This window comes from Streptomyces sp. NPDC058257 (assembly GCF_042881845.1).
Taxonomy (GTDB): domain Bacteria; phylum Actinomycetota; class Actinomycetes; order Streptomycetales; family Streptomycetaceae; genus Streptomyces.
Window position 1 is genome coordinate 661,436 of the sequence record NZ_JBHVXJ010000002.1, and the last position, 24,884, is coordinate 686,319.

The 24,884-nt window shown below is 68.2% G+C and carries 25 protein-coding genes and 1 riboswitch; of the genes, 12 read left to right on the top strand and 13 right to left on the bottom strand.

Annotated features, from left to right (window positions below):
- Positions 1-157: 157 nt before the first annotated feature.
- Together ACFVXC_RS08430 and ACFVXC_RS08435 are read right to left on the bottom strand one after the other, a co-directional pair.
- Positions 158-610 (bottom strand): GNAT family N-acetyltransferase, encoded by a 453-nt coding sequence (locus tag ACFVXC_RS08430; protein WP_389902783.1) that lies wholly within the window; start codon positions 608-610, stop codon positions 158-160.
- A 58-nt stretch (positions 611-668) separates the two neighbouring features.
- Positions 669-1,127, bottom strand: a complete 459-nt coding sequence (locus tag ACFVXC_RS08435) for a MarR family winged helix-turn-helix transcriptional regulator (protein ID WP_389902785.1) — start codon at positions 1,125-1,127, stop codon at positions 669-671.
- Positions 1,128-1,267: 140 nt separating this feature from the next.
- On the opposite strand from ACFVXC_RS08435, the gene ACFVXC_RS08440 reads away from it, so the two are divergent.
- Complete coding sequence (locus ACFVXC_RS08440; RefSeq protein ID WP_389902787.1) at positions 1,268-2,476, top strand: MFS transporter; 1,209 nt, start codon at positions 1,268-1,270, stop codon at positions 2,474-2,476.
- Between the two features lie 51 nt (positions 2,477-2,527).
- Positions 2,528-2,953 (top strand): heme-binding protein, encoded by a 426-nt coding sequence (locus ACFVXC_RS08445; RefSeq protein WP_389902788.1) that lies wholly within the window; start codon positions 2,528-2,530, stop codon positions 2,951-2,953.
- A gap of 129 nt (positions 2,954-3,082) precedes the next feature.
- Here the strand turns inward: ACFVXC_RS08445 and ACFVXC_RS08450 are convergent, their stop codons facing one another.
- Both ACFVXC_RS08450 and ACFVXC_RS08455 read right to left on the bottom strand, forming a co-directional pair.
- Positions 3,083-3,952 (bottom strand): GNAT family N-acetyltransferase, encoded by an 870-nt coding sequence (locus ACFVXC_RS08450; RefSeq protein ID WP_389902790.1) that lies wholly within the window; start codon positions 3,950-3,952, stop codon positions 3,083-3,085.
- A 5-nt stretch (positions 3,953-3,957) separates the two neighbouring features.
- On the bottom strand, positions 3,958-4,509 hold the full coding sequence (locus ACFVXC_RS08455) for a DUF2269 domain-containing protein (protein ID WP_389902792.1): 552 nt from the start codon (positions 4,507-4,509) through the stop codon (positions 3,958-3,960).
- 76 nt (positions 4,510-4,585) lie between these two features.
- Between ACFVXC_RS08455 and ACFVXC_RS08460 the strand changes: the two genes are divergently transcribed.
- Together ACFVXC_RS08460 and ACFVXC_RS08465 are read left to right on the top strand one after the other, a co-directional pair.
- On the top strand, positions 4,586-5,218 hold the full coding sequence (locus tag ACFVXC_RS08460) for an HAD family hydrolase (protein WP_389902794.1): 633 nt from the start codon (positions 4,586-4,588) through the stop codon (positions 5,216-5,218).
- A gap of 372 nt (positions 5,219-5,590) precedes the next feature.
- A complete protein-coding gene (locus tag ACFVXC_RS08465; protein WP_389902795.1) occupies positions 5,591-7,189 on the top strand; it encodes a globin domain-containing protein in 1,599 nt (532 codons plus the stop codon).
- 21 nt (positions 7,190-7,210) lie between these two features.
- Here the strand turns inward: ACFVXC_RS08465 and ACFVXC_RS08470 are convergent, their stop codons facing one another.
- The 5 genes from ACFVXC_RS08470 to ACFVXC_RS08490 all read right to left on the bottom strand — a co-directional run bounded on the left by ACFVXC_RS08470 (position 7,211) and on the right by ACFVXC_RS08490 (position 11,027).
- Complete coding sequence (locus ACFVXC_RS08470) at positions 7,211-7,693, bottom strand: NUDIX domain-containing protein (RefSeq protein WP_389902796.1); 483 nt, start codon at positions 7,691-7,693, stop codon at positions 7,211-7,213.
- 59 nt (positions 7,694-7,752) lie between these two features.
- The gene (locus ACFVXC_RS08475; RefSeq protein ID WP_389902798.1) at positions 7,753-8,658 is read right to left on the bottom strand and encodes a LysR family transcriptional regulator; all 906 of its coding nucleotides are present in this window, start codon (positions 8,656-8,658) and stop codon (positions 7,753-7,755) included.
- A gap of 228 nt (positions 8,659-8,886) precedes the next feature.
- Positions 8,887-10,143, bottom strand: a complete 1,257-nt coding sequence (locus ACFVXC_RS08480) for a cystathionine gamma-lyase (RefSeq protein ID WP_389902801.1) — start codon at positions 10,141-10,143, stop codon at positions 8,887-8,889.
- Positions 10,140-10,637, bottom strand: a complete 498-nt coding sequence (locus ACFVXC_RS08485; protein WP_389902803.1) for a low molecular weight protein-tyrosine-phosphatase — start codon at positions 10,635-10,637, stop codon at positions 10,140-10,142. The genes ACFVXC_RS08480 and ACFVXC_RS08485 overlap by 4 nt, the downstream gene beginning before the upstream one ends.
- A gap of 9 nt (positions 10,638-10,646) precedes the next feature.
- Entirely contained in the window at positions 10,647-11,027 is a 381-nt protein-coding gene (locus tag ACFVXC_RS08490) for a phage holin family protein (RefSeq protein WP_389902805.1), read from the bottom strand.
- A gap of 70 nt (positions 11,028-11,097) precedes the next feature.
- On the opposite strand from ACFVXC_RS08490, the gene ACFVXC_RS08495 reads away from it, so the two are divergent.
- The 4 genes from ACFVXC_RS08495 (at position 11,098) to ACFVXC_RS08510 (ending at position 13,390) form a co-directional block, all read left to right on the top strand.
- On the top strand, positions 11,098-11,415 hold the full coding sequence (locus ACFVXC_RS08495) for a cupin domain-containing protein (RefSeq protein WP_160506069.1): 318 nt from the start codon (positions 11,098-11,100) through the stop codon (positions 11,413-11,415).
- A 205-nt stretch (positions 11,416-11,620) separates the two neighbouring features.
- Positions 11,621-11,836: a DUF5326 family protein gene (locus tag ACFVXC_RS08500; RefSeq protein WP_389902807.1), complete on the top strand. Its 216-nt coding sequence runs from the start codon at positions 11,621-11,623 to the stop codon at positions 11,834-11,836.
- Between the two features lie 287 nt (positions 11,837-12,123).
- The gene (locus tag ACFVXC_RS08505) at positions 12,124-12,849 is read left to right on the top strand and encodes an IclR family transcriptional regulator (protein ID WP_389903041.1); all 726 of its coding nucleotides are present in this window, start codon (positions 12,124-12,126) and stop codon (positions 12,847-12,849) included.
- A gap of 103 nt (positions 12,850-12,952) precedes the next feature.
- Positions 12,953-13,390, top strand: coding sequence for an SsgA family sporulation/cell division regulator (locus ACFVXC_RS08510; RefSeq protein WP_383272493.1), 438 nt, complete (start codon positions 12,953-12,955; stop codon positions 13,388-13,390).
- Between the two features lie 107 nt (positions 13,391-13,497).
- On the opposite strand, the gene ACFVXC_RS08515 is transcribed toward ACFVXC_RS08510, so the two are convergent.
- The gene (locus tag ACFVXC_RS08515) at positions 13,498-14,895 is read right to left on the bottom strand and encodes a YibE/F family protein (RefSeq protein WP_389902810.1); all 1,398 of its coding nucleotides are present in this window, start codon (positions 14,893-14,895) and stop codon (positions 13,498-13,500) included.
- 71 nt (positions 14,896-14,966) lie between these two features.
- Positions 14,967-15,122: riboswitch (TPP riboswitch) on the top strand.
- On the opposite strand from ACFVXC_RS08515, the gene thiC reads away from it, so the two are divergent.
- The gene (gene thiC / locus ACFVXC_RS08520) at positions 15,115-16,896 is read left to right on the top strand and encodes a phosphomethylpyrimidine synthase ThiC (protein WP_389902812.1); all 1,782 of its coding nucleotides are present in this window, start codon (positions 15,115-15,117) and stop codon (positions 16,894-16,896) included. It overlaps the preceding riboswitch by 8 nt.
- 119 nt (positions 16,897-17,015) lie before the next feature.
- Here thiC and ACFVXC_RS08525 read toward each other — a convergent pair whose 3' ends face one another.
- From ACFVXC_RS08525 to ACFVXC_RS08535, 3 genes are all read right to left on the bottom strand, one after another.
- Positions 17,016-17,891 carry a hypothetical protein gene (locus tag ACFVXC_RS08525; protein WP_389902814.1) on the bottom strand — a complete coding sequence of 292 codons (876 nt, stop codon included), beginning with the start codon at positions 17,889-17,891 and terminating at the stop codon, positions 17,016-17,018.
- A gap of 181 nt (positions 17,892-18,072) precedes the next feature.
- Positions 18,073-19,182 (bottom strand): metallophosphoesterase, encoded by a 1,110-nt coding sequence (locus ACFVXC_RS08530; protein WP_389903044.1) that lies wholly within the window; start codon positions 19,180-19,182, stop codon positions 18,073-18,075.
- 247 nt (positions 19,183-19,429) lie between these two features.
- Positions 19,430-20,551 carry a LacI family DNA-binding transcriptional regulator gene (locus ACFVXC_RS08535; protein WP_389902816.1) on the bottom strand — a complete coding sequence of 374 codons (1,122 nt, stop codon included), beginning with the start codon at positions 20,549-20,551 and terminating at the stop codon, positions 19,430-19,432.
- A gap of 433 nt (positions 20,552-20,984) precedes the next feature.
- Here ACFVXC_RS08535 and hisC point away from each other — a divergent pair, with 433 nt between their 5' ends.
- From hisC to cydB, 3 genes are all read left to right on the top strand, one after another.
- Positions 20,985-22,064, top strand: a complete 1,080-nt coding sequence (gene hisC / locus ACFVXC_RS08540) for a histidinol-phosphate transaminase (RefSeq protein WP_389902819.1) — start codon at positions 20,985-20,987, stop codon at positions 22,062-22,064.
- 222 nt (positions 22,065-22,286) lie between these two features.
- The gene (locus tag ACFVXC_RS08545; RefSeq protein WP_389902821.1) at positions 22,287-23,825 is read left to right on the top strand and encodes a cytochrome ubiquinol oxidase subunit I; all 1,539 of its coding nucleotides are present in this window, start codon (positions 22,287-22,289) and stop codon (positions 23,823-23,825) included.
- 14 nt (positions 23,826-23,839) lie between these two features.
- The gene (cydB, locus tag ACFVXC_RS08550; protein WP_389902824.1) at positions 23,840-24,844 is read left to right on the top strand and encodes a cytochrome d ubiquinol oxidase subunit II; all 1,005 of its coding nucleotides are present in this window, start codon (positions 23,840-23,842) and stop codon (positions 24,842-24,844) included.
- The last annotated feature ends 40 nt before the right edge of the window (positions 24,845-24,884 follow it).

Here is a 24,884-nt window from a genome sequence, read left to right on the forward strand (position 1 = left end):
CCGCGGGGCCCCGGGGGGGCGGGGGGGCGGCCCGGGGGGGGGGGCCCGGCCCCCCCACCCCCGCCCCCCCCCCGGGGGGGGGGGGGCGGCCTCCCCCCCCCACCCCCCCCCCCCCCCACTGGTATGAGGTGCGAGGTACGACACGTCGACCGCACCTTCAGAGCTGCAACTTGAAGCCCACATGCGATGCCGTGAAGCCGAGCCGCTCATAGAAGCGGTGGGCATCGGTGCGGGAGGCGTCGGAGGTCAGCTGTACCAACTGGCAGTTCTGGCGCCGGGATTCATCGACGGCCCACTCGATGAAGCGGGTGCCGAGGCCGCTGCCGCGTTCGTCGGCGTGGACGCGTACGCCCTCGATGATCGACCGGGTCGCCCCCTTCCGGGACAGGCCCGGAACGATCGTGAGCTGGAGCGTGCCTACGACGCGTCCCTCGCGCAGGGCGACGACCACGTGCTGGTGCGGGTCGTCGGCCAGCCGCTCGTACGCGGTGAGGTACGGGGTGAGGTCGTCCGGCGACTCGCGCGTGCTGCCCAGGGGGTCGTCGGCGAGCATCTCCACGATGGCGGGGATGTCATCGGCGATCGCCGGGCGTATCTCAAGATCTCCCATGCGGGCAGCCTATGCAGCTGCCCGCTTCTGGGGCAGGGGGACTGCGCCCGCAGCAGCCCTATGCCGGTACGCGTACCGCTTCCACGGCCCTGACCAGCGGTGTCAGTTCTGGGTTCAGCGCCGCTTCGTCGAGCGCCTCGCGCAGCGCGGCGTCATTGGTGGGGCGTGCCTCGGAGAGGAGCGTGGCACCCGACTCGCTGACGTCCGTATAGATGCCACGGCGATCGGTGGGGCACAGGTAGCGGGAGAGCAGCCCACGGTCCTCGAGCCGGGTGACCAGGCGCGTGGTGGCGCTCTGGCTGAGGACGACGGCGTCGGCGACCTGCTTCATCTGCAGATGGCCGCCCTCCCCGTCGTGCTGGCGGCTGAGGACATCGAGCAGGGAGTACTCGCGCACGCTCAGGTCGTGCTGGGCCTGTAGAGCGCGCTCGATGTGGGTCTCGATCTTCCCGTGGAGCAGGGAGAGCGCGCACCAGCCCTGCGCAAGGGCGGTCAGTGCGGGGTCCGTCGCTGTCATGGCTCTTGTTCCTCCGTCCCGGAGCGGCTGAGAACCAGGATAGTCCACCGATGCAATATCAGGCGGTTGCAAGTAACCAGCGTCTGCAACTATTGTGGACGCAAGCTAAGCGCACCCGCAATCGTCTGGAAGGTAGAACCATGCCTCTCGCGCTACTGGCCCTCGCGATCGGGGCCTTCGGGATCGGGACCACGGAGTTCGTGATCATGGGACTGCTCCCTGAGGTCGCGGGTGACTTCGGCGTCTCCATCCCCACGGCCGGTCTCCTCGTGACCGGCTACGCACTCGGCGTCGTCCTCGGCGCTCCCTTGATGACGGTCCTCGGCACCCGCATCTCGCGCAAGCGAATGCTGATGCTGCTCATGGGCCTGTTCATCGCGGGCAACCTGCTCTCCGCAGTGGCCCCGGTCTTCGGCGTCATGCTGGCGGGCCGAGTCGTCGCCTCACTCGCCCACGGTGCCTTCTTCGGCATCGGATCGGTCGTCGCGGCCGAGCTGGTCGCACCGGAGAAGAAGGCCGGGGCCATCGCCATGATGTTCACGGGCCTGACCGTGGCCAACGTGGTCGGCGTGCCGCTCGGCACGCTCGTCGGGCAGACCCTCGGCTGGCGCGTCACCTTCGCCATCGTCGCGGGGCTCGGCGTCATCGGCCTGGCCGGTATCGCCAAGCTCGTGCCGGACCTGCCCAAGCCCGAGGGCGTACGGCTGCGCCATGAGCTGGCCGCGTTCCGCAACGTGCAGGTGCTGCTGGCCATGGCGATGACGATCCTCGGCTTCGGCGGTGTCTTCGCGGCCGTCACCTACCTCGCGCCGATGATGACGGACGTCGCCGGCTATGCGGACTCCTCCGTGACCTGGCTTCTCGTCCTCTTCGGCCTCGGCATGGTCGCGGGCAACCTGATCGGCGGAAAGTTCGCCGACCGTGCCCTGATGCCGCTGCTCTACATCGCGCTGAGCGCGCTGGCCGTCGTGCTCGCCCTCTTCACCCTCACCGCGCACAACAAGATCGCGGCAGCCGTGACCATCGCGCTGATCGGTGCCCTGGGCTTCGCCACCGTGCCTCCGCTGCAGAAGCGGGTGCTCGACCAGGCTTCCGGCGCGCCCACGCTCGCCTCGGCCATGAACATCGGCGCCTTCAACCTAGGCAACGCGCTTTCGGCCTGGCTCGGCGGCCTCGTGATCTCCGCGGGCCTCGGCTACACCGCCCCGAACTGGGTGGGCGCTGTACTGGCGGGCTCCGCGCTCGTCCTGGCCGTCGTATCGGCCACATTGGAGCGCCGCTCGGCCGCTCCCAGTCTGATCGTCGCCGGCACGGCCCCCGTCGAGCAGGCGACTCCCGTCCACCACTGACCTCCCCCTACGAACCACCGACACGAGCACTACCGCGCAAGGAGAACCCCAATGAGCACCACCACCCCCGCTGTCGTCCCGCTGACCACGCAGGACGCAGAGGTACTCGTCACCGCGGCCGGCCACGCGGCCGAGGCGGCCGGTGTCACGGTCAGCGTCACCGTCCTCGACGCCGGCGGTCACCTGCTGGCCTTCCGGCGCGACGACCGGGCCGTGCTGATCTCCGGCGAGACCAGCACCCGCAAGGCGTACACGGCGCTCCAGCTCAACGCTCCGACCGCCGACCTCGTCGACCTGGTCAAGCCCGACGGCGCCTTCCACACGCTGCCCACCGCCCTCGACCGTCCGCTGCTCTTCATCGCGGGCGGCGTCCCGGTCCACCGTGACGGGCGTCTGATCGGCGCCATCGGCGTCGGCGGCGGGGCGCCCGAGCAGGACCACGGCTTCGCCACGGCGGCCGTAGAAGCCCTCGCGTAGTACGCCACCGCGCGAGGAGCAGTACGCCACCGGGCGAGGAGCAGTACGCCACCGCGCGAGGACATGACGAAGGCCCGCTCTCAAGAGCCAGGAACCATCCGGCACTTGAGGGCGGGCCTCTGTGCGCGGTCAGCAGGCCGCGACCGTCAGCGGTGCGAAGCGACGGGTCCAGTCGCCGGGCAGCTCGGGGACGCCGTACGTCATCACGGCGTTGAAGGCGATGGGCGCGAGGCCGCGCTCCTTCACCCAGGCAAGCAGCTCCTCATGGCGCACGTCGATGTCGGTGCGCAGCGGCCGGTCCGATCCCGCGGCGAGCGAGGCGATCAAGGCCTGTGCCGTCTCCGTGTCCGGGGCGATCAGAGGGCCGATGACATGGGTCTCCATGTTCGGCCAGGCACCCGCGTAGCCGGTGATCGTGCCGTCAGCCTCCGTGACCCTCAGCTGGTCGACGAAGGCGGGAAGCCGGGTGAGTACGTGCGTGCGGTCGAGGCCGAAGACCTCGGTGTCGAGACGGACGATGGCAGGCAGGTCCTCCGCGGTCGCAGGCCGGGTGGCGACATCCGGCAGTGGGCCGCCGGGAGTGAACGTGCCGCGGACCATTTCGGCGCGACCGGTGGTCTTGAATCCGAGCTGCTCGTACAGGGGGCGGCCGTTGGGCGTCGCGTGGAGGGTGAGCGGGGTGGTGCCCGCGCTCTCGACGACGTACCGCGTCAGCCGGCGCCCGAGACCCTTGCGGGCGTGCCGCTCGGCGACGAGAACCATGCCGATCGCTCCGAGGCCGGGGCGCTCCTGGGGTCCGTATTGGGTCACTACGCAGGCGGCGATGAGGCCGTCGCCGTCCGGGTCGTCGATGCCGTAGCCCGTACCCGCCGAGAGCAGTAGCCCCCATTTGTGGTCCTCGCGTGGCCAGCCACGATCCTGCGACAGGTCGGCGCAGGCGGTGAGGTCACGGAGGGTCAGCCGGCGGATGGGCAGTGCGGAGAGGGAAGGTGTCGACACTCGGGTCAGGCTGTCTGACGCATGTCCTTGGCGTCCACCGGTTTGTGGGTAGAAGCACGTGGGTTTCGGCCACGTTGCTTCCGGCCGCGGCGGGTCAGGCCCCAGGGCTTGAGTACTGAGATGACCGTCATGAAGAGGTAGGCGCTCAGGGAGACGATGGGGCCGGCGATCACGCTGGTCGGGTCCGTCACTGGGTGCCCCGCGGACACGGTGGCGACTGTGTCGTTGATGCCCGGGCGCAGCGCGAAGGCCGACGCGGCGGTGGTGGCCAGGGTCAGCCAGAACTTCGTGTAGACCCAGCGGTGCTTGGCGAGCCCCCAAGGAGTTCCGAGGGACAGCAGCAGGCCGCTCAGCAGCGTGAGCAGGGCGAGCGGGAGTACCAGCCAGTCCGCGAAGAGCTTCATGGATCGGGCGGCGGCTTCGGTGGTCGAGGCGGAGCCCGTGGTGATGGCCGCGAGGGCGAGCGCGAGCAGGCCGAGCGCGAGCCCGAGCCAGCCTGCGGCGGCGGTGACATGGACGACGAGGGTGGCCCGGCGAGCGGGGCGGCTTAGTTTCACGTGAAACACGGTGCCGGGAGCGGCGGCCGAAGGCGTCTGACAGCGGGAGTAGACGTGGGTACTAGTCTCGGCGTACATGGCACGCCTTCACCTTTTCGATCTGGACGGAACGCTGCTGCACGGCACGGCAGCCCCCGTGGAGATCTCGCGACAGCTTGGCCTCGAAGCGGAGATCGCGGAGCTGGAACGGGACTTCGTTGCGGAGCGGATCGACTCGCCCCAGTACGCGGTGCGTGTGCACGCTCTCTGGGCGGACCTCACGGACGCACAGGTCACAGCAGCTTTCGAGGGGGCTCCGTGGCTGATGGGGATCCGGGAGACCTGGGCCGATATCCGGGAGGGCGGGGACTACTGCGCGGTGATCTCACTGTCGCCGTCGTTCTTCGTTGAGCGGCTGCTCGGCTGGGGCGCGCATGCCGCGCACGGGTCGCGTTTCCCCTCTGTGCCGTTCACCGAGCCGGTGAACCCGACGGGCATCCTCAACGCGGCGGGCAAGGTGAAGATCGCGCAATGGATCTGTGAAGAGTTCGGGGTGAGGCGGTCCGATTGCGTCGCTTATGGCGACTCACTCTCGGACCTGGATCTGTTCGGGGCCGTGCCTGTTTCCGTCGCCGTCAATGCGGATCAGCGGCTGGTTGGGCTCGCTACCCACTCTTATGTCGGGCGGGATCTGCGGAAGGTGTATGAATTGGTGCGCTGCGCCGGGTAATTGGGTCAATTGACAGGCGTCGGCCGCTGAATTCCTGGTGAAGCACGGCAGGACTTGTGTGCCGGACGGCTGCCGGTATGGTCGAGTCCGGTTTGGGCCGGGTGCATCTCAGCGCACCCCTGGGGGCGCGGGCGGAGGTCAACGCAGCCTAACGGGGCGAAGAGATCGAAGACCTGAACTTTCCGTTATGCGACCGGCGTGACGGTGGGGGATGGGACGCTGCGGAGACATGACTGCGGGCAATGTCACATTTGCCGCCTACTTGTCCGTAGCGCCCGGTAATTCGAGGTTCAATGTGGCCACATTGGCTGCCGAGGCGGAGTGGGGAAAGTAAGCGGCTTCCTTCAGGGAAGTGCACGGACCGACTGAGAGATGTTCGAGGCGAGGCACAGCATGGACGCTCCGACCACCACGTCGGCGGGCAACGGCACTTCCGGCGACAGCGGCGGTGGAGGCGGCTGGTTCACTCCACGCAAGGCGCCGAAGCCGTCGGAGGGCGGCGAGGCGGCACGGCCCGAAGGCGGTGAGCCCGAGACGGCCGAGGGGCGCCGGGTGTCCGCCATACGTCCGCTGGGCAGGCCCGGCGCAGCCGCACCCACGTCGGCTCAGGAACACCCCGCGCCGGAAGCCGATGACACGGCCGAGGAGCGAATACCGGCCGCCCGGCGGGCAGCAGAACCCGCGCCCGCTCCGAACGCGGCGCAGCGCGCCACCCAGGCCCCCACATCACATCCCGAGCCGCGCTCCGAGCGCGTACCGGAACCACGGCAGCAGCTCGCTCAGGGGCATCCGGTCCCGCAGGGGCAGCCCGAACCGCAGACGCAGGAACAGTCGCGGCCCGAGCCGAAGTTCTCCCCCAACGGCTCCCCCGACGCGGTCCGCGTCCAGCGCACGATGGCTGAAATAGGCCCCGTCTCCGACAAGGTGACCTCGTACTTCTACGCGCTGCTCTTCACGCGGCACCCCGACCTGCGCCCCCTGTTCCCCGCCGCGATGGACACCCAGCGTGACCGGCTGCTCAAGGCGCTGCTGACAGCGGCCGAACACATCGACCACGCCGACGTCCTCACCGCGTATCTGAAGAACCTCGGCCGCGGACACCGCAAGTACGGCACCCGGCCCGAGCACTATCCGGCCGTCGGTGAGTGCCTGATCGGCTCGCTCAGCCGTTACGCGAGCGCGGTCTGGGACGAGGAGACCGAGGCCGCCTGGGTCCGGACGTACACGACGATCTCCCAGATCATGATCGACGCGGCTGCCGCGGATGAACTGCGCGCTCCCGCCTGGTGGTTGGCCGAGGTCGTCTCGCACGATCTCAGGACGCCTGACATCGCTGTCGTCACGGTCCGCCCCGACCAGCCGTATCCCTTCCTGGCAGGCCAGTACACGAGCCTGGAGACGCCCTGGTGGCCGCGGATCTGGCGGCACTACTCGTTCGCGTCGGCCCCGCGCTCCGACGGTCTGCTGTCGTTCCATGTGAAGGCCGTCCCGGCGGGCTGGGTCTCCAACGCCCTGGTGCACCACGCACGGCCGGGAGACGTCCTGCGCCTTGGCTCGCCCGCCGGTTCGATGACCGTCGACCACACCACCGACAGCGGCTTGCTCTGCCTGGGCGGCGGCACCGGGATCGCCCCCATCAAGGCGCTCGTCGAGGACGTCGCCGAGCACGGCGAACGGCGCCCGGTCGAGGTCTTCTACGGCGCCCGCACCGACCACGACCTGTACGACATCGACACCATGCTGCGCCTCCAGCAGACCCACCCATGGCTCTCGGTCCGCCCGGTCGTCGACGATCACGCCCAATTCCCGCACGCCGTGCGTGAGTACGGCCCCTGGAACGAGTACGACGCCTACCTCTCGGGCCCGCCCGGCATGATCCGCAGCGGCGTGGACGCACTGCGGGACGTCGGCATCCCGGCCGGCCGGATCCGCCACGACTCCGTGGAAGAACTGGTGGCGGCGTCCGACTGAGGCTCGGCCCAGGAGAGCGGGTCAGCCCAGATCAGGGGCATGCATGGCGCGAACGCCCTCGATGTTGCCGTCCAGATAGTGCCGCAGCGACAGCGGTACGAGATGGACCGAGGCGATTCCGACCCGGGTGAAGGGAACATGGACGATCTCGTACTCGCCGCAGGGCTCCTCCATCTCGGGGCCGTGTCGCAGTGAGAGGTCCATGGACTCCAGGCGGCAGACGAAGAAGTGCTGCACTTTGACGCCGGTCGTACTGGCGTCCTCACCGATGTGCTCGATGGTGTCCACGAAGCACGGCACCACATCGGAGATCTTGGCGCCGAGCTCCTCGTGCAGCTCTCTATGGAGCGCTTCGACGACGGTCGTGTCCTCCGGCTCCACGCCGCCACCAGGGGTGAGCCAGTAGGGATCGACGCCGGGTTTGGTTCGCTTGATCAGGACCAGGTCGTCGCCATCGAGCAGGACGGCGCGTGCGGTGCGCTTGACCACGGGTCGGACGGTCATGGGAAGAATGTGGCCCGGACTGTTCCACGTGAAACATCGCGAATCTGCCGGAGTCTTACTCAGGACCAGTCGACGGCAGCGCGCAGCAGCCACTCGTGCGCCCGCGCTATATGCGGCATCGCGAGCGTGCCGGTGCGTACGGCCAGGAAATACGTGCGCAGCGGGGGCACCGCCGGGTCCAGCAGGGCCACGACCTCGCCATTCTTCAGAGCGGGCGCACACAGATAACGCGGCAGCACGGCGAGCCCGGCCTCGGTGGAGACGCAGGCGAGTACCGCCCGCAGGTCCGGCACGATGACGGCGCCCGATGCGGCCGGACGGGTGTCGAAGACGGCGGCCCAGTAGCGGGTGACCAGCGGCAGCGACTCGTGCACTTCCACCACCGGCAGGTTCTCCAGCGCGGCCACGCCCTTGCGGTGCAGCGTGCCGAGGCCGATGCGGTCGGCCCAGCGAGGCCCTGCGACCAGGACGTGCTCCTCGTCGCAGAGAGGCGTCGCGGTGAGCAGAGTGCCGCGCGGTCGGGCCGTGGTGATGGCCAGGTCGTGGTGCCCTGCCGAGAGCCGTTCGAGGACCTCCTCCGCGTTGCCGAACGAGGCACGCAGCGCGAAGCCCTGTCCGTCCTGCCCGGTCAGCGTGGTGAGAGCGGGTAACGCGCGGGCCGCGGTGAACTCCGGAGGTCCCGCGAGGTGGAGGGTGCGTACCGACGAGTCCTCTTCGAGTCCGGCCTCGGCGATCTCCACGAGGGCGTCGAGATGCGGCGCGGCCTTGTGGGCCAGCTCGTCCCCGATGGTCGTGGGGGTTACGCCGCGCGCCTGGCGCAGGAACAGGGGGCGCCCCAACTGTCGCTCGAGGGTGCGTATCTGCGAGGTCACGGCAGGCTGCGACAGGCCTAGCAAGGCGGCCGCGCGAGTGAAGGAGCCGGCCCGGTGCACGGTCACAAACGTGCGCAGCAGAGCCAGGTCCACGGCGGTGTCCTCCACTCCCGGCCCTCGGGCCGCGCCCAACTATAAATATGTCGATAGGTCTCTGTCGCTACTGTGATTGGACACTGACACAGAGTCAACTAGCCTTGTGCGCGCGGTTCTTCGCGCGCAGAACCGGAACGGTCCGAGCCACGAGGGGGGAGGCTCGGACCGTTCGTTGTACGTAGGTCCGCTGCTAGCGGGTACTAGCCGGAAGCGGTCCGCACGCACTCAGGGCTGTCGGTCCGCCGACTCGTCCAGCGCGCGCAGCACGTCCGCGACCAGGTCTTCGGTGTCCTCGGACCCGGCGGAGAGGCGGATGAAGCCCTCCGCGACGGCGTCACCGCCCCAGCGGCCACGCCGCTCGGCGGTGGAACGCACGCCGCCGAAACTCGTCGCGTCGTCCACCAGGCGCAGCGCGTCGAGGAAACGGTCGCCGCGCGCCCGTGAGGGCAGCGTGAAGGAGACGACACAGCCGAATCGCCGCATCTGCTGCGAGGCGATCTTGTGCGAAGGGTCGTCCGGAAGGCCGGGATAGCGGAGGCCAGTCACCTCGGCGCGGTCGCCCAGCGCCTGGGCCACGGCCAGGGCGTTGGCGTTCTGGCGCTCGGCGCGCAGCTGGAGCGTGGCGAGCGAGCGGTGCGCAAGCCAGGCCTCCATCGGCCCAGGGATGGCTCCGACGATCTTGCGCCAGCGCCGCACGGACGCCGTCAGCTCCGCGTCGCGGCAGGCGACGTACCCAAGGAGGATGTCGCCGTGGCCGGTGAGCATCTTGGTGCCGCTGGCCACGGAGAAGTCCGCGCCGAGTTCGAGGGGGCGCTGGCCCAGAGGTGTGGCCAGGGTGTTGTCGACCGCCACCAGGGCTCCACGCGCGTGTGCCGCGTCGGCGAGGCGCCGTACGTCGCACACGTCGAGCCCCGGGTTCGACGGCGTCTCGATCCACAGCAGCTTGGCGCCGTCCAGGACGTCGAGCTGGGCGTCGCCCGCGGTCGGGGCGGTGCGCACCTCGATGCCGTACGCGGTGAGCTGCTCCCTGACCAGGGGCAGCGCCTGATAACCGTCGTCCGGCAGGACCACCGCGTCACCGGCGCGCAGCTGCGAGAAGAGCACCGCCGAGATGGCAGCCATCCCGGAGGCGAAGACCAGGGTCTCGACAGCTGTCCCGGGCGCAGCTGTCCCGGGCGCAGCTGTACCGGGGGCCTCGCCACTCCCCTCGCCCGAAGCCTCAGCCGGGCCCTCCCCCGGCGCCTCAAGCTCGCCGATGGCCTGTTCGAGGAGAGTCCAGGTCGGGTTGTCGTCCCGTCCGTAGGTGTACGGCCCGGTGGGATCGCCCGGCAGGTGGAAGTGCGCGGCGAACACCGGGCCGGGAAGGGTCGGCTCGTGTTTCACCGGCTCGGGGAGGCCGGCCCGCACCGCTCTCGTGCCGTCGCCGAGCCCGGCGCCTGTTCCCGCTCCGGTACCTGCGGCTATCGCTGCGGAGTCCGTCATGCCGCCCGCCCTTCCCTTGCTTCTCGTACTGCGTCGAGCAGACCGTCGCTCGCCGCCTCCACCATTCTCAAGCACATCTCGAACCCGTCGTCGTCCCCGTAGTAGGGGTCGGGGACGTCCAGGTCGCCCAGGCCCACGGCCACGGGGTCGTACGAGCGCAGCAGCCGCACCTTGTCCGCGTCGGCGGGTGTGGGCGCGAGGCGTCGCAGGGTCCGCAGATGGCCGGAGTCCAGGGCGATCACCAGGTCCAGCCGCGAGAACCAGGAGACCTGGAATCGGCGCGCGATGTGATTGCTCTCATAGCCGGCCGCCGTCAGGACGGAGACGGTGCGCGGATCGGCCCCGTCCCCCTCGTGCCAGCCGTCGGTGCCCGCGCTGTCCACCCGGACGAGCCCGCCGAGTCCGTCCTCGTCGACCCGGGCGCGGAAGACGGACTCGGCCAGGGGGGACCGGCAGATGTTGCCGGTACAGACGAAGCACACGGAGAAGGCCATGGGGCGGGCTCAGTCCTTGTCGTCGGGCAGGACGACGTTCATCGCCCAGGAGACGATCGAGATGATCAGGCCGCCCAGGACGGCGGTCCAGAACCCCTCGACGTGGAAACTCACGTCGAACTTGTCGGCCAGCCACGAGGTGAGCAGCAGCATCAGGGCGTTGACCACGAGCGTGATCAGGCCCAGGGTCAGGATGAACAACGGGAAGGTGAGTACCTTCACGATCGGCTTGACCAGGAAGTTCACCAGGCCGAAGAGCAGCGCGACGACGATCAGCGTGACCGTCTTCTTGCCCGTGCTGTCGCCGGTCAGGGTGATCTTGTCGAGGAGCCACACGGCGACGGCCAGGGCCGCCGCGTTGGCGATCGTCTTGACTACGAAATTCTTCATGGTCTGATCGTTGCAGACGGACGGCCAGAGCGGCCGGTTCGCTAGTCGGGGCAAGGGGCGTACGAGGACGATGAAGGCATTCCGGCTTGATGAACTGGAGACGGAGCGCGCCGCGAACGACGGTGCGTATCTGCAGTTTCTGCGCGAGCGGAACATGTCGGTCGGGCTGTACGCGCTCGATGCCGGGGAGTCCGATCCGCAGCAGCCTCACCAGCAGGACGAGGTGTACATGATCGTCAGCGGCCGGGCGTCGATCACGGTCGGCATGGAGACCACCCAGGTCGCGCGCGGCAGTGTGGTGTACGTGCCGGCCGGGGTCGCCCACAAGTTCCACCACATCAGCGAGGATCTGCGGGTGCTTGTCGTCTTCTCGCCGCCAGAAGGCTGATGTCCCCCGCTGGAAGGCTGCTCCTCCCCGTCTGTGGGCCAGGCCGATCCTCTACGCCGGAGGTCTGACTCCTCCGGGCTGCGACCTCGGGGTTCCCTAGGGGAAGGATCAGGGGAGGGCAAGGGATGCGAGGCCCCCGTTGGGCCCTTCGCCGACCTAGCATCGAATGCAAGAAGTACGGCAGATGCAGAGAGAGGTAAGGACGATGGCAGCGCAGGAGATCTTCTCGGGATTGCCGTGGTGGGTGAAGTGGATCGCGGTGCCGGTCATCGCCCTGGTCGTGTTCGGCGGTCTGATAGCGACCGTTGTGGGATTCGTGGTCGGTCTGTTGTTCAAGGCACTGCTTTTCGTGGCCCTGGTGGGTGGACTCATCTACGTCGTACGGAAGTTCATATCCAGCTCGGCCTCTTCGCGTTGGTGACTTCTCGCAACAGTTCGCTCGGGTGGGGGAAGTTTTCTGGTGCGGTGCCTTAGGCCGGTGGCCACCGGTTAGAGTCCGAAAACCGACGCGGGGCGAGCCTCGCGCGCGGGCGCACTGCGCTCCCACCCGTGTATCCCCGGCACGGGCGGAACCCCCAAGCGCTTCGGGAGTGAACCTTGGCCACGGTTGACACCACACCCGCCGACGTCTCGTCCAACGATCCTCCGCACGAGGCATCGTCGGCCGTCACGGCGTCAACTGCCACCGCGCCCACTCTCATTGGCTCGGTGCAGCGGGCGATGCGGTTGCTGGAGGCGGCCTCCGCGCATCAGGAGGGGGCGCCGGCCAAGCAGTTGGCCCGGGAGGCCGGGCTCGCGCTGCCCACGGCGTATCACCTGTTGCGCACGCTGACGCACGAGGGATATCTGTCCCGGGACAAGGGCGTGTTCGTGCTCGGCGAGGCGGCCGAGCGGCTCAGTGCGAGCGGGGCGCAGCAGAATCGTCGCGGCATGATCGGTGAGGCCCTGGAGCACTGGCGCGACGCCATCGGCGTACCGGTGTATTTCGCCATGTACCGCGAGGGGGAGATCGAGGTCGTGGCCGTCGCGGACACGCCCGGGAATCCGGCCGTGGAGGAGTGGGCGGACTTTCGCGAGACGGGGCACGCGCATGCGATCGGACAGTGTCTGCTCGCTCAACTCGACGACGAACGACGGCAGGATCACATCTCCCGATATCCGGTGCAGTCGATCACTCGGTACTCGGTCCGTGACGACCGGAGTTTCCTGCGCCGACTGGACGGAATGGGCCGGATGAAGCCGGTGATCGAGCGGCAGGAGTACGCGCTGGGAACGGTCTGCGCCGCGATTCCGATCACTGCGGGTAACACTGCGGCGACGATGGCGATTTCTGTTCCCGCCTATCAAGCGGATCGGCTGCTGCCTGCGGCTGAGCGGTTGCAGCACGAGATCGGCAGGCTCCTGGGGACACTTGCTTTCTCTATCAGCATCTGAAAACTCACTCCTTGTGATCTGATGTGTACGTTAAGCAAGATGCCATGAGTGTCAGGGAGTTGGTTCCTGGCCAGTCGAGCTTTAGCGACGGGGTAGGCGGGCGATGCGAGAGTCGGTCCAGGCAGAGGTCATGATGAGCTTCCTCGTTTCCGAGGAGCTGTCGTTTCGCATCCCGGTGGAGCTGCGTTACGAGACCGGCGATCCCTACGCCGTCCGGCTGACCTTCCACCTTCCCGGTGACGCCCCAGTGACCTGGGCCTTCGGGCGTGAGTTGCTGGTCGACGGGGTGGGTGAGGCGTGCGGCGAAGGTGATGTGCACATCGAGCCCACCGATTCCGAGCTGCTCGACGAGGTGCTCATCAGGCTTCAGGTCGGTGCGGACCAGGCGCTGTTCCGGGTGGGTATCCCGCCGCTGCTCGCCTTCCTGGACCGCACGGACAAGCTGGTGCCACTGGGGCAGGAGCGGGCACTCGCCGACTTCGAGACCCACCTGGACGAAGCGCTGGACCGGATCCTCGCCGAGGAGCAGAGCGCGGGCTGACCTCGCGAACCGATGAGCGAATCCGCACGGCATTTTGGTGCATTTCTTGGCATCGGCGGTGCAGAGTAACGGCGGCGCAGGATATCGGCGGCTCAAGGCATCGCGGCTCAGGCCTTGCGGCGTCGGCCCTTTCCGCCGCGAGGCTGCTTGGCGGCCGGGGTGGCCCCGCTTCCCGGTCGGCCCGCGGTGCCCGGGTGCGCCGTGCTCCCCGCCCCGCCCGCGGGGGTCGACCGGTCGGCCGAGACCACCAGGGCCGCGAGCGCGGTCGTCACCGGCACCGAGGCGACCAGGCCGATCGAACCGACCAGGGTGCGCACGATCTCCTCGGCCACCAGTTCGCTGTTGGCCACTGTGCCCACGCTGCTCTGCGCGATCGAGAAGAGCAGCAGCAGGGGCAGCGCGGCGCCCGCGTAGGCCAGTACCAGGGTGTTGACGACCGAGGCGATGTGATCGCGGCCGATGCGGATGGCCGCGCCGTACAGACCGCGCCAGCCCATCGTGGGGTTGGCCTGGTGCAGTTCCCAGACCGCGGACGTCTGCGTCACCGTCACATCGTCGAGCACGCCGAGCGAGCCGATGATGACGCCGGCCAGGAGCAGACCGCTCATGTCGATGGACGGGTACAGGCCATGGATCAGGCCGGTGTTGTCGTCCGTGTTGCCGCTCAGCGACGCCCAGCCGATGAAGAGCGAGCCGAGGAGCCCGATGAGGAGCAGAGAGATCAGCGTGCCGAGGACCGCCACCGAGGTACGCGCCGTGAGGCCGTGGCACAGATAGAGCGCGATCAGCATGATGGCGCTGGCCCCGATCACCGCCACGACCAGCGGATTCGAGCCCTGCAGGATCGCGGGCAGGATGAAGAACGTCAGGACCAGGAAGCTCAACGCCAGTGCGACGAGGGCCATGAGGCCGCGCAACCGTCCCACCACGACGACGGCGAGCGCGAAGATCCCGGCGAGCAGCGCCATGGGGAACTTCCGGTTCACATCGGTGACCGAGTACTGCAGCGCCTCGGGGGCCGTGGGCTCATAGGCGACCACCACCTTCTGGTCCTGGCGCAACTGCCGCGGTGAGTCCGGCTGGACGATCTCGGTGAAGGTGCGGCCCCTGTCCTTGCCGCTGGTCACCTCGATCGTCGCCTTCTTGCAGACGCCCTTCGCGCGGGACTCAGCGGACTGCCCCTCGGCGGTGGAGGTGTCGCCGTTGGGCGGGGTCTGCGAGGCGTTCACGTCCTTGCAGGGCAGCTCCTGAAGCTTCGCGACCTCGCCCGACTGGGTCTGACGGTCGAAGCCGACTCCGGTGCGCTCATGGGACGGCGCGCCACCGGGCCAGAACACCGCCAGCCCCACGACGACCGCCGTGGCGAAAGGAATCAGCACGGCGGCGATGACCTTGCGCAGATGCTTGGAGACGGGCGCGGCAGGACCGTGGCTGTGGGAGTGCCCATGCGGGTCCGGCGGCACGTTCGGGGCGGGCGGCTGGGACGGCGGCTCTGTGGTGGTCACTGCCCGATCATCGCAAGAACGGAGGAGGCCCTCTGTTCAGCGCGCCCGACAGGGCGCTAGCGTGGAGCCACCTTTGCAATCGCGGGAGCTCGGAGCACCGGGCTGAGAGGGCGCTGACCTCCGTACGAAGCGGCACGAAAAGTGCACGAGCCGTACGGGATTCGCTGCGTCGACCGCCGAACCTGTTACCGGGTAATGCCGGCGTAGGGAGTAGGTCTCATGACCACATCGGACGCACGCACGCCTGCCTCGACGCAGAACCAGAGCGACGAGGCCGGGAAGTCCATCGGCTGGCACAAGGCGTATGTCGAGGGCTCACGCCCAGACCTGCGGGTGCCGGTCCGCCAGGTGCACCTCACCAACGGCAAGGCCGTGACCCTGTACGACACTTCGGGGCCGTACACCGACGAGTCCATCGACACCGACGTCCGCAGGGGCCTCGCGCCGCTGCGCGAGAACTGGATCATCGCTCGCGGCGACACCGCGGAGTACACGGGCCGCCCGCCACGCCCCGAGGACGACGGCATCAAGCACACCTCGCCGCGCGGCGGCCTGAAGAACCTCGACGCGGTCTTCCCCGGCCGCCCCCGCCAGCCGCGCCGGGGCCGCGAAGGACAGGCGGTGACGCAGCTCGCGTACGCCCGCCGGGGCGAGATCACGCCCGAGATGGAGTTCATCGGGATCCGCGAGAACCTCGACCCCGAGGTCGTGCGCGCGGAGGTCGCCGCGGGCCGCGCGGTCATCCCCGCCAACGTCAACCACCCGGAGATCGAGCCGATGATCATCGGCAAGAAGTTCCTGGTGAAGGTCAACGCCAACATCGGCAACTCCGCGGTCACCTCCTCCATCGAGGAGGAGGTGGACAAGATGACCTGGGCGACCAAGTGGGGCGCCGACACGGTCATGGACCTGTCCACCGGGCGCAACATCCACACCACCCGCGAGTGGGTCCTGCGCAACTCCCCCGTCCCCATCGGCACCGTGCCGCTCTACCAGGCCCTGGAGAAGGTCGATGGCCAGGCCGAGGCGCTGACCTGGGAGATCTACAAGGACACGGTCATCGAGCAGGCCGAACAGGGCGTGGACTACATGACGGTGCACGCGGGCGTGCGCCTTCCGTACGTCCCGCTGACCGCCAATCGCAAGACCGGCATCGTCTCGCGCGGCGGCTCGATCATGGCGGCCTGGTGTCTCGCGCACCACAAGGAGAGCTTTCTCTACGAGAACTTCGAGGAGCTCTGCGAGATCCTCGCGTCGTACGACGTGACGTACTCGCTCGGCGACGGTCTGCGCCCCGGCTCGATCGCGGACGCCAACGACGAGGCGCAGTTCGCCGAGTTGCGCACGCTCGGGGAACTCAACACGATCGCCAAGCGTCATAGCGTACAGACCATGATCGAGGGCCCGGGCCACGTCCCGATGCACAAGATCAAGGAGAACATCGACCTTCAGCAGGAGATCTGCGAGGAGGCGCCGTTCTACACGCTCGGCCCGCTGACCACCGACATCGCACCCGCGTACGACCACATCACCTCCGGCATCGGCGCCGCGATGATCGGCTGGTGGGGCACGGCGATGCTCTGCTACGTCACGCCCAAGGAGCACCTGGGCCTGCCCAACCGCGACGACGTGAAGACCGGCGTGATCACCTACAAGATCGCGGCCCACGCGGCGGACCTCGCCAAGGGGCACCCGGGCGCACAGGACTGGGACGACGCTCTCTCGGACGCGCGTTTCGAGTTCCGCTGGGAGGACCAGTTCAACCTGGCCCTCGACCCCGTCACGGCACGGGAGTTCCACGACGAGACGCTGCCCGCGGAGCCCGCGAAGACGGCGCACTTCTGCTCGATGTGCGGGCCGAAGTTCTGCAGCATGAAGATCTCGCACGACATCCGGCGTGAGCACGGCGGCACGCGGGATGAGATCGAGGAGGGCATGGAGCAGAAGTCCAAGGAGTTCGCGGCAGCCGGAAACCGCGTGTATCTGCCGATCGCCGACTGAGCAGCGGTGCTGCGGTACAGCGGTGCTGCGGTGCTGCGGTGCTGCGGTGCTGCGGTGCTGCCGTACACGCCGTGCTTCGGGCGGGCGGAGATCGCGTCCGCCCGAAGCAGCGTTATGCACTACTCCGGCTTGTGATCCGGCCCGCCGAAGTCCGGGCTTGAGTAGTCCGGGCTCGAGAAGCTCGGGCGGGATCCCGTCGTCTGACCGCCGCTCGGGCTGCTGAACCCCGGCCTGTGATAGCCGAGGTGGGGCATGCGGCCGCCCGGGTCCGTCGCCGGTGTACGAGCCGCGTGCGCCGTCCCCGGATCCGCCAGGGCCTCCCGCAGGAACGGCAGGAGGCCGTGCTCCAGGAGTGCCTCGCCCCAGGCTTCCCTGGCACGGGCCACCTCCTCGTTCTGTTCGCCGTACGAACCGGCCTGGAGCGAGGTGGAGCCGTTGCGCAGGGCCGTCAGGAGCAGGCCGACAGCAGCGACCAGGATGCCCCCGGCGGTGAGCGCGCCGAACAGCCATCCCGCGGTGAGCAGGGTGTCCGCGAAGGCGGGCTCGGGGTTGAGCATCTTCAGGATGTAGCCGACGAGCAGGAAGATCGCGGCGGCCGCCCCGGCGAGGACCGGCGCGAGTACCGCGACGACGGCGATGGCCCCAGCCCCTGAAGCCTGGGCGGTGACCTCCCCCATCGTGGTGGCGAGACCGAGGCCGCCGGAGCCGGCTTCCGCCGGACCCTCGGGGCCCCGCTCACGGATCGGTGGTGCGGCAGATCCGCTTTCGCGCAGTTCTTCGCGGACCTTCACATAGTGCGTGTACTCGGTCGTGGCAGCGGCAGTTATCAGCGCGGTGGCGTTCAGCGCCATAGTGCGCAGTTGTTCGGGATTGAGCCGCTGGCCCACTGCGGCGAGATCAGGACGGTTCGGTGCGGTGCGCAGCGCCTCATTGAGGATTCGCTCGTACTCGGGGCGGTCCTCATTGAGCAGTTGTGGAGCGCTGTTCATGTGCATCCCCCGATGCTCCGTAGGGCTTGGGGCTCGCATGGCTACGAGCCGTCGGGCAGAAACGGAGGGGAGCCTGCTACGGATAAGCCGATGGTAGAGCCGTGACGGCACGCGGTGACAGGGGGTTTCCAGAAATTGACCCGTCGGCCCACGTGATCGTGTAGGGGTGCACCTGCCCGGTGAACGCTCAGTTATCCAAGGGCAGTTGGCAGACCAGCAGTTTTCCGGCCATGGTCACTCCGCCGTCCATGGCGATGGCCAGTCCGCCTGCGTAGATGTGCGGCCCCTCGATGACGGGTCCGCCGCCGTCCGAGTCGTCTTCGGAGCCGACATCGCCGAGCAGATACGGGATGGGGCTGTGGCCATGGACGACGCGGTGGCCGCCGTACATGTCGAGGAGCTCACGTACGGCGGAGGGGCCCGACTCGTCGCGGAAGGCGAAGCGCTTGGTGAACTTCCTGAAGAGGTCCCAGCACTCGTCCGCGTCGTTGCGTGTGAGGGTTTCGCGGACCGTGTCGTTCACGGCTTCGATCGAGTCGCCGTAATCCAGATAGACGGTCGTGTCGGAGTGCATCAGGAGATGCCCGTCCTCCGACTCGATCGCGTCGAGGCGGGCCATCCACTGCAGATGGTGGTCCTCCAGGCGCTCCATGTCGGTCTTCTGGCCGCCGTTCAGGAGCCAGGCGGCCTGGAAGGTGGCCGTGCCCGCGCCCGAGTTGACCGGGGTGTCGCCGAAGCGCTTCGCGCCGAGCAGGAGCAGCTCGTGGTTGCCCATCAGGGCCTTGCAGTAGCCGCCCGCGGCGGCCGCCTGAGCGGACAGGCGCATCACGAGGTCGATGACGCCGATGCCGTCCGGCCCGCGGTCGGTGAAGTCGCCGAGGAACCACAGGCGCGCGTTGCCCGCGGCCCAGTCGCCGTCGGCGTCGATGAGGCCCTGCTCGTGGAGGGCCGCGAGCAGCTCGTCCAGATAGCCGTGCACATCGCCCACGACGAACAGCGGACCGTGTTCGTCGGTCGGCGCCTGCGGAGGCTCGGGCATGGCCTGCACCTCCACTTGCACGGTGTCGCCGCGATTGATGACCGGCAGGTCGCGCTGGGTGGGGGTATAGCCCTCGTCCGGCGCTCCGGTGACCTCCACCGGGGCGCCCGGAACCACCGCACCCGCCGGACCGCTGGCCGGACCGCCCTGGACCGGCCCGGCCTCATGGACGTACGCCGGAACGCGGAAGTCGCGCAACGTCGCCGTCCGCACATCGGGTCCCTGACCGGCCCCCTGAGTCATCGACCCCTCCACCACCATTGCGCCGCATCTGCACCGAGATCGGACTGCCTGGTCGCAGCGGCCCGCGGTGTCGTCCGCCCATCATAGGAATGCGGCTCGCGCTGTGTGGTGCACCAGGGGTGGTGAATCAGTGCTGAACCCCAGTTCACCGAGGTTTTCTCCCGAATTGGGTAGGGGTTTCCCCCCAGTCCACGACCGGGCAGTGCCGGGCAGTGCCGGGCAGTGCCCGGTTGACGGGGGTTCTCCCCGCGGAGCGGCCCGCTCAACCCGGTTCGGGTGAGCGGGGTGGGCTGACCGTCGTACGCGGTGGACGTCGCTCGGACGAGGTGCGCACGATCAGCTCCGTCGGTATCACCTGCTCGACGGGCCGGCCCGAATCCAGGCCTTCGATGGCGTCGATGAGCAACTGGACGACGGCTGTGCCGATGCGCCGCGGTTTGAGGGAGAGCGTGGTGATGGGCGGTTCGGTGGTGGCGTAGACGGTGGACTCGCTGCAGCAGACGAGCAGCAGGTCGTCCGGGACGCGCAGGCCGTACCGGCGTGCGGCCGCGAGGAGGTCGGTGCCGTTCGGGTCGAAGAGGCCGTAGACGGCGTCGGGACGGTCGGGTCTGGCGAGCAGCCGGTCGGCCGCGACCGCGCCGGCACACGGGTCGTGGGCCGGGTAGGACTCGTAGACCGGGTCCTGGCCGACGCGCTCGCACCAGCGTAGATAGGCGGTCGTGGACAGATGGGTGTACGTGTCCGTGGTGGTCCCGGTGAGAAGCCCGATACGGCGGGCTCCGGCCGCCGCGAGGTGTTCGAGGATCTCCAGGACCGCCGCTTCGTGGTCGTTGTCGACCCAGGCGGTGACCGGCAGCGAGCTGGCAGGACGGCCGTCGGACACGACGGGAAGGCCTTGGCGCACGAGTTCGCTGACGACGGGATCGTGGTCGGACGGATCGACGACGACGGTGCCGTCGAGCGCGACGTTCGACCACACGTCGACCGGGCTGCGCCGGGAGGTGGCGGGCAGGATGACAAGGGCGTAGCCGCGGGCCAGCGCGGCCGAGGTCGCGGCTCTGGCCATCTCCGCGAAGTACGCGAATTCGGTGAAGGTGAAAGGTTCATCCCCGTAGGTCGTCACGGTCAGGCCGATGAGGCCCGACTTGCCGGTACGGAGCGTTCGGGCCGCCGCGGAAGGGCGATAGCCCAGCCGTTCGGCGACCTCGCGGACATGGCGTCGGGTGGCGTCCGGGAGCCGCCCCTTGCCGTTAAGCGCGTCGGAGACAGTCGTGATGGAGACACCGGCGGCGGCGGCGACGTCTCTGATGCCCGCTCGGCTCTGCCGGTTGCCCCGGCGGGCGGTCTCCGCTCGGCTGACCTGATGGTTCCCTGCTGCTGTCATGGCGAGCCGATAGTAGGGCTCATGGGGGTGGGTAGTGCGGGCGCATATTCACTCGTTGACAGGCACGTTTCTGCATGGCGAAAGCGGGACAATGGCCTTGGATTGCAAGGGAGTTGGTGGGTCCTGGGGTGGGCGGTCCATTGCTGTCGTGCACAGGTCTGCCGAATGGGTGAGGTTTCGAAGAGGTCTCAACTCACCTTCACGGGTGATGCGCGCCACGGAGTGAGCCACCGGCGCGTACGGAGACGGGGAGCGCTCCCCCCTCTTTGCGCGCCTGTCGGAGCGAATATCTCTGACCCATTCGCAGCAGAGCTGAATCCTCATAAGGTGAGGAGTATTGAAGTCAGGTAGTTCAGGCGTTCAAGTGCCCAAGCGTTCAAGTGTCCAAGCGTTCAAGTTCCCGAGCGTTCGGTGTTTCAAGAGGAGGACTGCGGTGAGCGAGACAAGCCCGAGGCTGCGTGCCGAGCTGGAGGGTGTCCCCACCTACAAGCCGGGGAAGCCTGCCGCGTCCGATGGGCCGGTGGCCTACAAACTGTCCTCGAACGAGAACCCGTACCCGCCTCTGCCGGGCGTCATGGAGAGCGCGCTCGCCGCCGCGGGTACGTTCAACCGCTACCCGGACATGGCGTGCACCGGCCTGATGAGCGAGATCGCCGACCGTTTCGGGGTGCCGGTCTCGCATGTGGCGACGGGCACCGGTTCCGTCGGCGTCGCGCAGCAGCTGCTGCAGGCCACGTCGGGCCCGGGTGACGAGGTCATCTACGCCTGGCGGTCCTTCGAGGCGTACCCGATCATCACGCAGGTGAGCGGTGCCACGTCGGTGAAGGTGCCGCTGACGTCGGAGGACGTCCACGACCTGGACGCGATGGCCGACGCCATCACCGAGCGGACGCGGCTGATCTTCGTCTGCAACCCGAACAACCCGACCGGCACGGTGGTGCGCAGGGCGGAGCTGGAACGATTCCTCGACCGGGTGCCGAGCGATGTCCTGGTGGTTCTCGACGAGGCCTACCGCGAGTTCATCCGCGACACCGAGGTGCCGGACGGTGTCGAGCTCTACCGCGACCGTCCGAACGTCGCCGTGCTGCGTACGTTTTCCAAGGCGTACGGCCTCGCGGGCCTGCGCGTCGGCTTCGCGATCGCCCATGAGCCGGTGGCCGCGGCGCTGCGCAAGACGGCGGTGCCGTTCGGCGTGAGCCAGCTCGCGCAGGACGCGGCGGTGGCCTCGCTGCGGGCCGAGGACGAGCTGATGGGCCGCGTCGGCTCGCTGGTCGCCGAGCGCATGCGGGTGGTCGAGGCGCTGCGCGGGCAGGGCTGGACGGTGCCCGAGACGCAGGCGAACTTCGTGTGGCTGCGGCTCGGGGAGCGTACGGCCGACTTCGCGGCGGCGTGCGAGAAGGCCGGCGTGGTCGTGCGGCCGTTCGCGGGCGAGGGGATGCGGGCCACGATCGGGGAGACCGAGGCCAACGACATCTTCCTGCAGGCGGCGGAGGCGTTCCGCAAGGAGCTGTAGCGCTGTGACGAAGGGGGCCGGGGACGCTGTCCTCGGCCCCCTTCGCTGTGTCCGTGTGAGGTTCCTGGCAGTAAGGGGGACCCCCTGTCGATGCGGGGAACCGGTACGACATAATGCTTGTGAATGTGAACGCGTTCACAAGCGTGTCCCGGTTCCTCCGAAGATCAGTGGGATTAAAGGGGCAAACTGCCGATGTGACCACGGCCGTAAGGAGAAGTCGACGTGGACCTGGCTCTAGCGCCCGAGACATTGGCGCGATGGCAGTTCGGCATCACCACCGTCTACCACTTCCTGTTCGTTCCACTGACGATCTCGCTGGCCGCCCTCACGGCGATCCTGGAGACGGCCTGGGTGCGTACGGGCAAGGAGCACTACCTCAGGGCGACCAAGTTCTGGGGAAAGCTGTTCCTGATCAACATCGCGATGGGCGTCGTCACCGGCATCGTCCAGGAGTTCCAGTTCGGCATGAACTGGTCCGACTACTCGCGCTTCGTCGGTGACATCTTCGGGGCGCCACTCGCCTTCGAGGCGCTCATCGCGTTCTTCTTCGAGTCGACCTTCATCGGCCTGTGGATCTTCGGCTGGGACAAGCTCCCGAAGAAGCTGCACTGCGCCACGATCTGGATCGTCTCCGTCGGGACCGTCGCGTCGGCGTACTTCATCATCGCCGCCAACGCCTTTATGCAGCACCCGGTCGGCTACAAGATCGTGGAGCGGGACGGCACCAAGCGCGCGGAGCTCACCGACTTCTCGAAGGTGCTCTTCCAGGAGACGACGCTGGTCAACTTCTTCCACGTCATCTCTGCGGCCGTCCTGGTCGGCGGTGCCTTCATGACCGGCATCGCGATCTTCCACCTGCGCAAGAAGCAGCACATCCGCACCATGCGGATGTCGATGCGGCTCGGCCTGATCACCGCGTTCGTCGGCACGCTGCTCACCGTGGTCAGCGCCGACACCCTCGGCAAGGTCATGTACGAGCAGCAGCCGATGAAGATGTCGGCCGCCGAGGCCCTGTGGGAGTCGGAGAAGCCGGCGCCGTTCTCGCTCTTCGCGTACGGCGATGTGTCCAAGGGGCACAACGACGTGGCCATCGAGATCCCCGGGATACTGTCCTTCCTCGCCAAGAACAACTTCAGCGCCGAGATCCCCGGTATCAACGACCTGAACAAGGAAGCGCAGGAGAAGTACGGGCCCGGCGACTACCGGCCCAACATCCCCACCGCCTATTGGTCCTACCGCTGGATGATCGGCTTCGGCGGGGTCTCGATGGCCCTGTGCACCGCCGGGCTCTACCTCACGCGGAAGAAGTTCTGGCTGGCGCCGGAGCACCGCACGGGCGAGGACGACGTGCCGAAGCTCATGCTCACCAAGAACAAGGAGCTGACGCCGAAGCTCGGCAACTGGTGGTGGCGGCTCTCCCAGTGGACGCTGATCTTCCCCCTCATCGGCACCGCCTGGGGCTGGATCTTTACCGAGACCGGGCGTCAGCCCTGGGTGGTCTACGGCGTCCTGAAGACCAGAGACGGGGTCTCACCAGGGGTTTCGCAGGGTGAGGTGATCACCTCGCTGATCGTGTTCACCGCGATCTACGCCATCCTCGCCGTGATCGAGGTGAAGCTGCTGCTCAAGTACATCAAGCAGGGCCCGCCCGAGCTCACCGAGGCCGATCTCAACCCGCCCACCAAGATCGGCGGTCCGGGAGCAGGCTCGGGCTCGGACAGTGACGAAGACGCCGACCGGCCCATGGCCTTCTCGTACTGAGGGAGTTGATCGACATGGAACTTCACGACGTCTGGTTCGTGCTGATCGCCGTTTTGTGGATCGGCTACTTCTTCCTGGAGGGCTTCGACTTCGGGATCGGCGTCCTCACCAAGCTGCTCGCCCGTGACCGGACCGAGAAGCGGGTCCTCATCAACACCATCGGTCCGGTGTGGGACGGCAACGAGGTGTGGCTGCTCACGGCGGGCGGTGCGACCTTCGCGGCCTTCCCCGAGTGGTACGCGACGCTCTTCTCCGGCTTCTATCTGCCGCTCCTGATCATCCTGCTCTGCCTGATCGTGCGCGGTGTCGCCTTCGAGTACCGGGCGAAGCGGCCGGAGGAGAAGTGGCAGCGCAACTGGGAGCAGGCCATCTTCTGGACCTCGCTGATCCCGGCGGTGATGTGGGGCGTGGCCTTCGCCAACATCACGCGCGGCGTGAAGATCGACGCCCACAAGGAGTACGTGGGCAACTTCTGGGACCTGCTCAACCCGTACTCGATCCTGGGCGGCCTTGTCACCCTGACGCTGTTCACCTTCCACGGCGCGGTGTTCGCCTCGCTGAAGACGGTGGGCGACATCCGGATGCGGGCGCGGAAGCTGGCGCTGAGGCTCGGCCTGGTGACCGCTGTCCTGGCGCTCGGGTTCCTGATCTGGACGCAGGCGGACAACGGCGACGGCAAGAGCCTGGTCGCGATGGTCGTGGCCGTGGTCGCCCTTGTCGGTGCGATCGGGGCGATCAAGGTGGGGCGCGAGGGCTGGTCGTTCGCACTCTCGGGGATCACGATCGCGGCTGCTGTCGCGATGCTCTTCCTCACGCTCTTCCCGAACGTCATGCCGTCGTCGCTGAACGAGGAGTGGAACATCACGGTCACCAACGCCTCGTCGAGTCCCTACACCCTGAAGATCATGACCTGGTGCGCGGGCATCGCGACGCCGGTCGTGCTGCTCTACCAGTCGTGGACCTACTGGGTGTTCCGCAAGCGGATCGGGACGCAGCACATTGCGGATGCGGCGCACTGAGTTTTTGCGGATGCGGCGCACTGAGTTCTTGTTCGTGGGC

Excerpts from the sequence above, each read along its gene's own strand:
- ACFVXC_RS08430 (WP_389902783.1), bottom strand. The coding sequence starts at position 610 with ATGGGAGATCTTGAGATACGCCCGGCGATCGCCGATGACATCCCCGCC.
- ACFVXC_RS08435 (WP_389902785.1), bottom strand. The coding sequence starts at position 1,127 with ATGACAGCGACGGACCCCGCACTGACCGCCCTTGCGCAGGGCTGGTGC.
- ACFVXC_RS08440 (WP_389902787.1), top strand. The coding sequence starts at position 1,268 with ATGCCTCTCGCGCTACTGGCCCTCGCGATCGGGGCCTTCGGGATCGGG.
- ACFVXC_RS08445 (WP_389902788.1), top strand. The coding sequence starts at position 2,528 with ATGAGCACCACCACCCCCGCTGTCGTCCCGCTGACCACGCAGGACGCA.
- ACFVXC_RS08460 (WP_389902794.1), top strand. The coding sequence starts at position 4,586 with ATGGCACGCCTTCACCTTTTCGATCTGGACGGAACGCTGCTGCACGGC.
- ACFVXC_RS08465 (WP_389902795.1), top strand. The coding sequence starts at position 5,591 with ATGTTCGAGGCGAGGCACAGCATGGACGCTCCGACCACCACGTCGGCG.
- ACFVXC_RS08470 (WP_389902796.1), bottom strand. The coding sequence starts at position 7,693 with ATGACCGTCCGACCCGTGGTCAAGCGCACCGCACGCGCCGTCCTGCTC.
- ACFVXC_RS08480 (WP_389902801.1), bottom strand. The coding sequence starts at position 10,143 with ATGACGGACTCCGCAGCGATAGCCGCAGGTACCGGAGCGGGAACAGGC.
- ACFVXC_RS08485 (WP_389902803.1), bottom strand. The coding sequence starts at position 10,637 with ATGGCCTTCTCCGTGTGCTTCGTCTGTACCGGCAACATCTGCCGGTCC.
- ACFVXC_RS08490 (WP_389902805.1), bottom strand. The coding sequence starts at position 11,027 with ATGAAGAATTTCGTAGTCAAGACGATCGCCAACGCGGCGGCCCTGGCC.
- ACFVXC_RS08495 (WP_160506069.1), top strand. The coding sequence starts at position 11,098 with ATGAAGGCATTCCGGCTTGATGAACTGGAGACGGAGCGCGCCGCGAAC.
- ACFVXC_RS08500 (WP_389902807.1), top strand. The coding sequence starts at position 11,621 with ATGGCAGCGCAGGAGATCTTCTCGGGATTGCCGTGGTGGGTGAAGTGG.
- ACFVXC_RS08510 (WP_383272493.1), top strand. The coding sequence starts at position 12,953 with ATGCGAGAGTCGGTCCAGGCAGAGGTCATGATGAGCTTCCTCGTTTCC.
- thiC (WP_389902812.1), top strand. The coding sequence starts at position 15,115 with ATGACCACATCGGACGCACGCACGCCTGCCTCGACGCAGAACCAGAGC.
- ACFVXC_RS08525 (WP_389902814.1), bottom strand. The coding sequence starts at position 17,891 with ATGCACATGAACAGCGCTCCACAACTGCTCAATGAGGACCGCCCCGAG.
- ACFVXC_RS08535 (WP_389902816.1), bottom strand. The coding sequence starts at position 20,551 with ATGACAGCAGCAGGGAACCATCAGGTCAGCCGAGCGGAGACCGCCCGC.
- cydB (WP_389902824.1), top strand. The coding sequence starts at position 23,840 with ATGGAACTTCACGACGTCTGGTTCGTGCTGATCGCCGTTTTGTGGATC.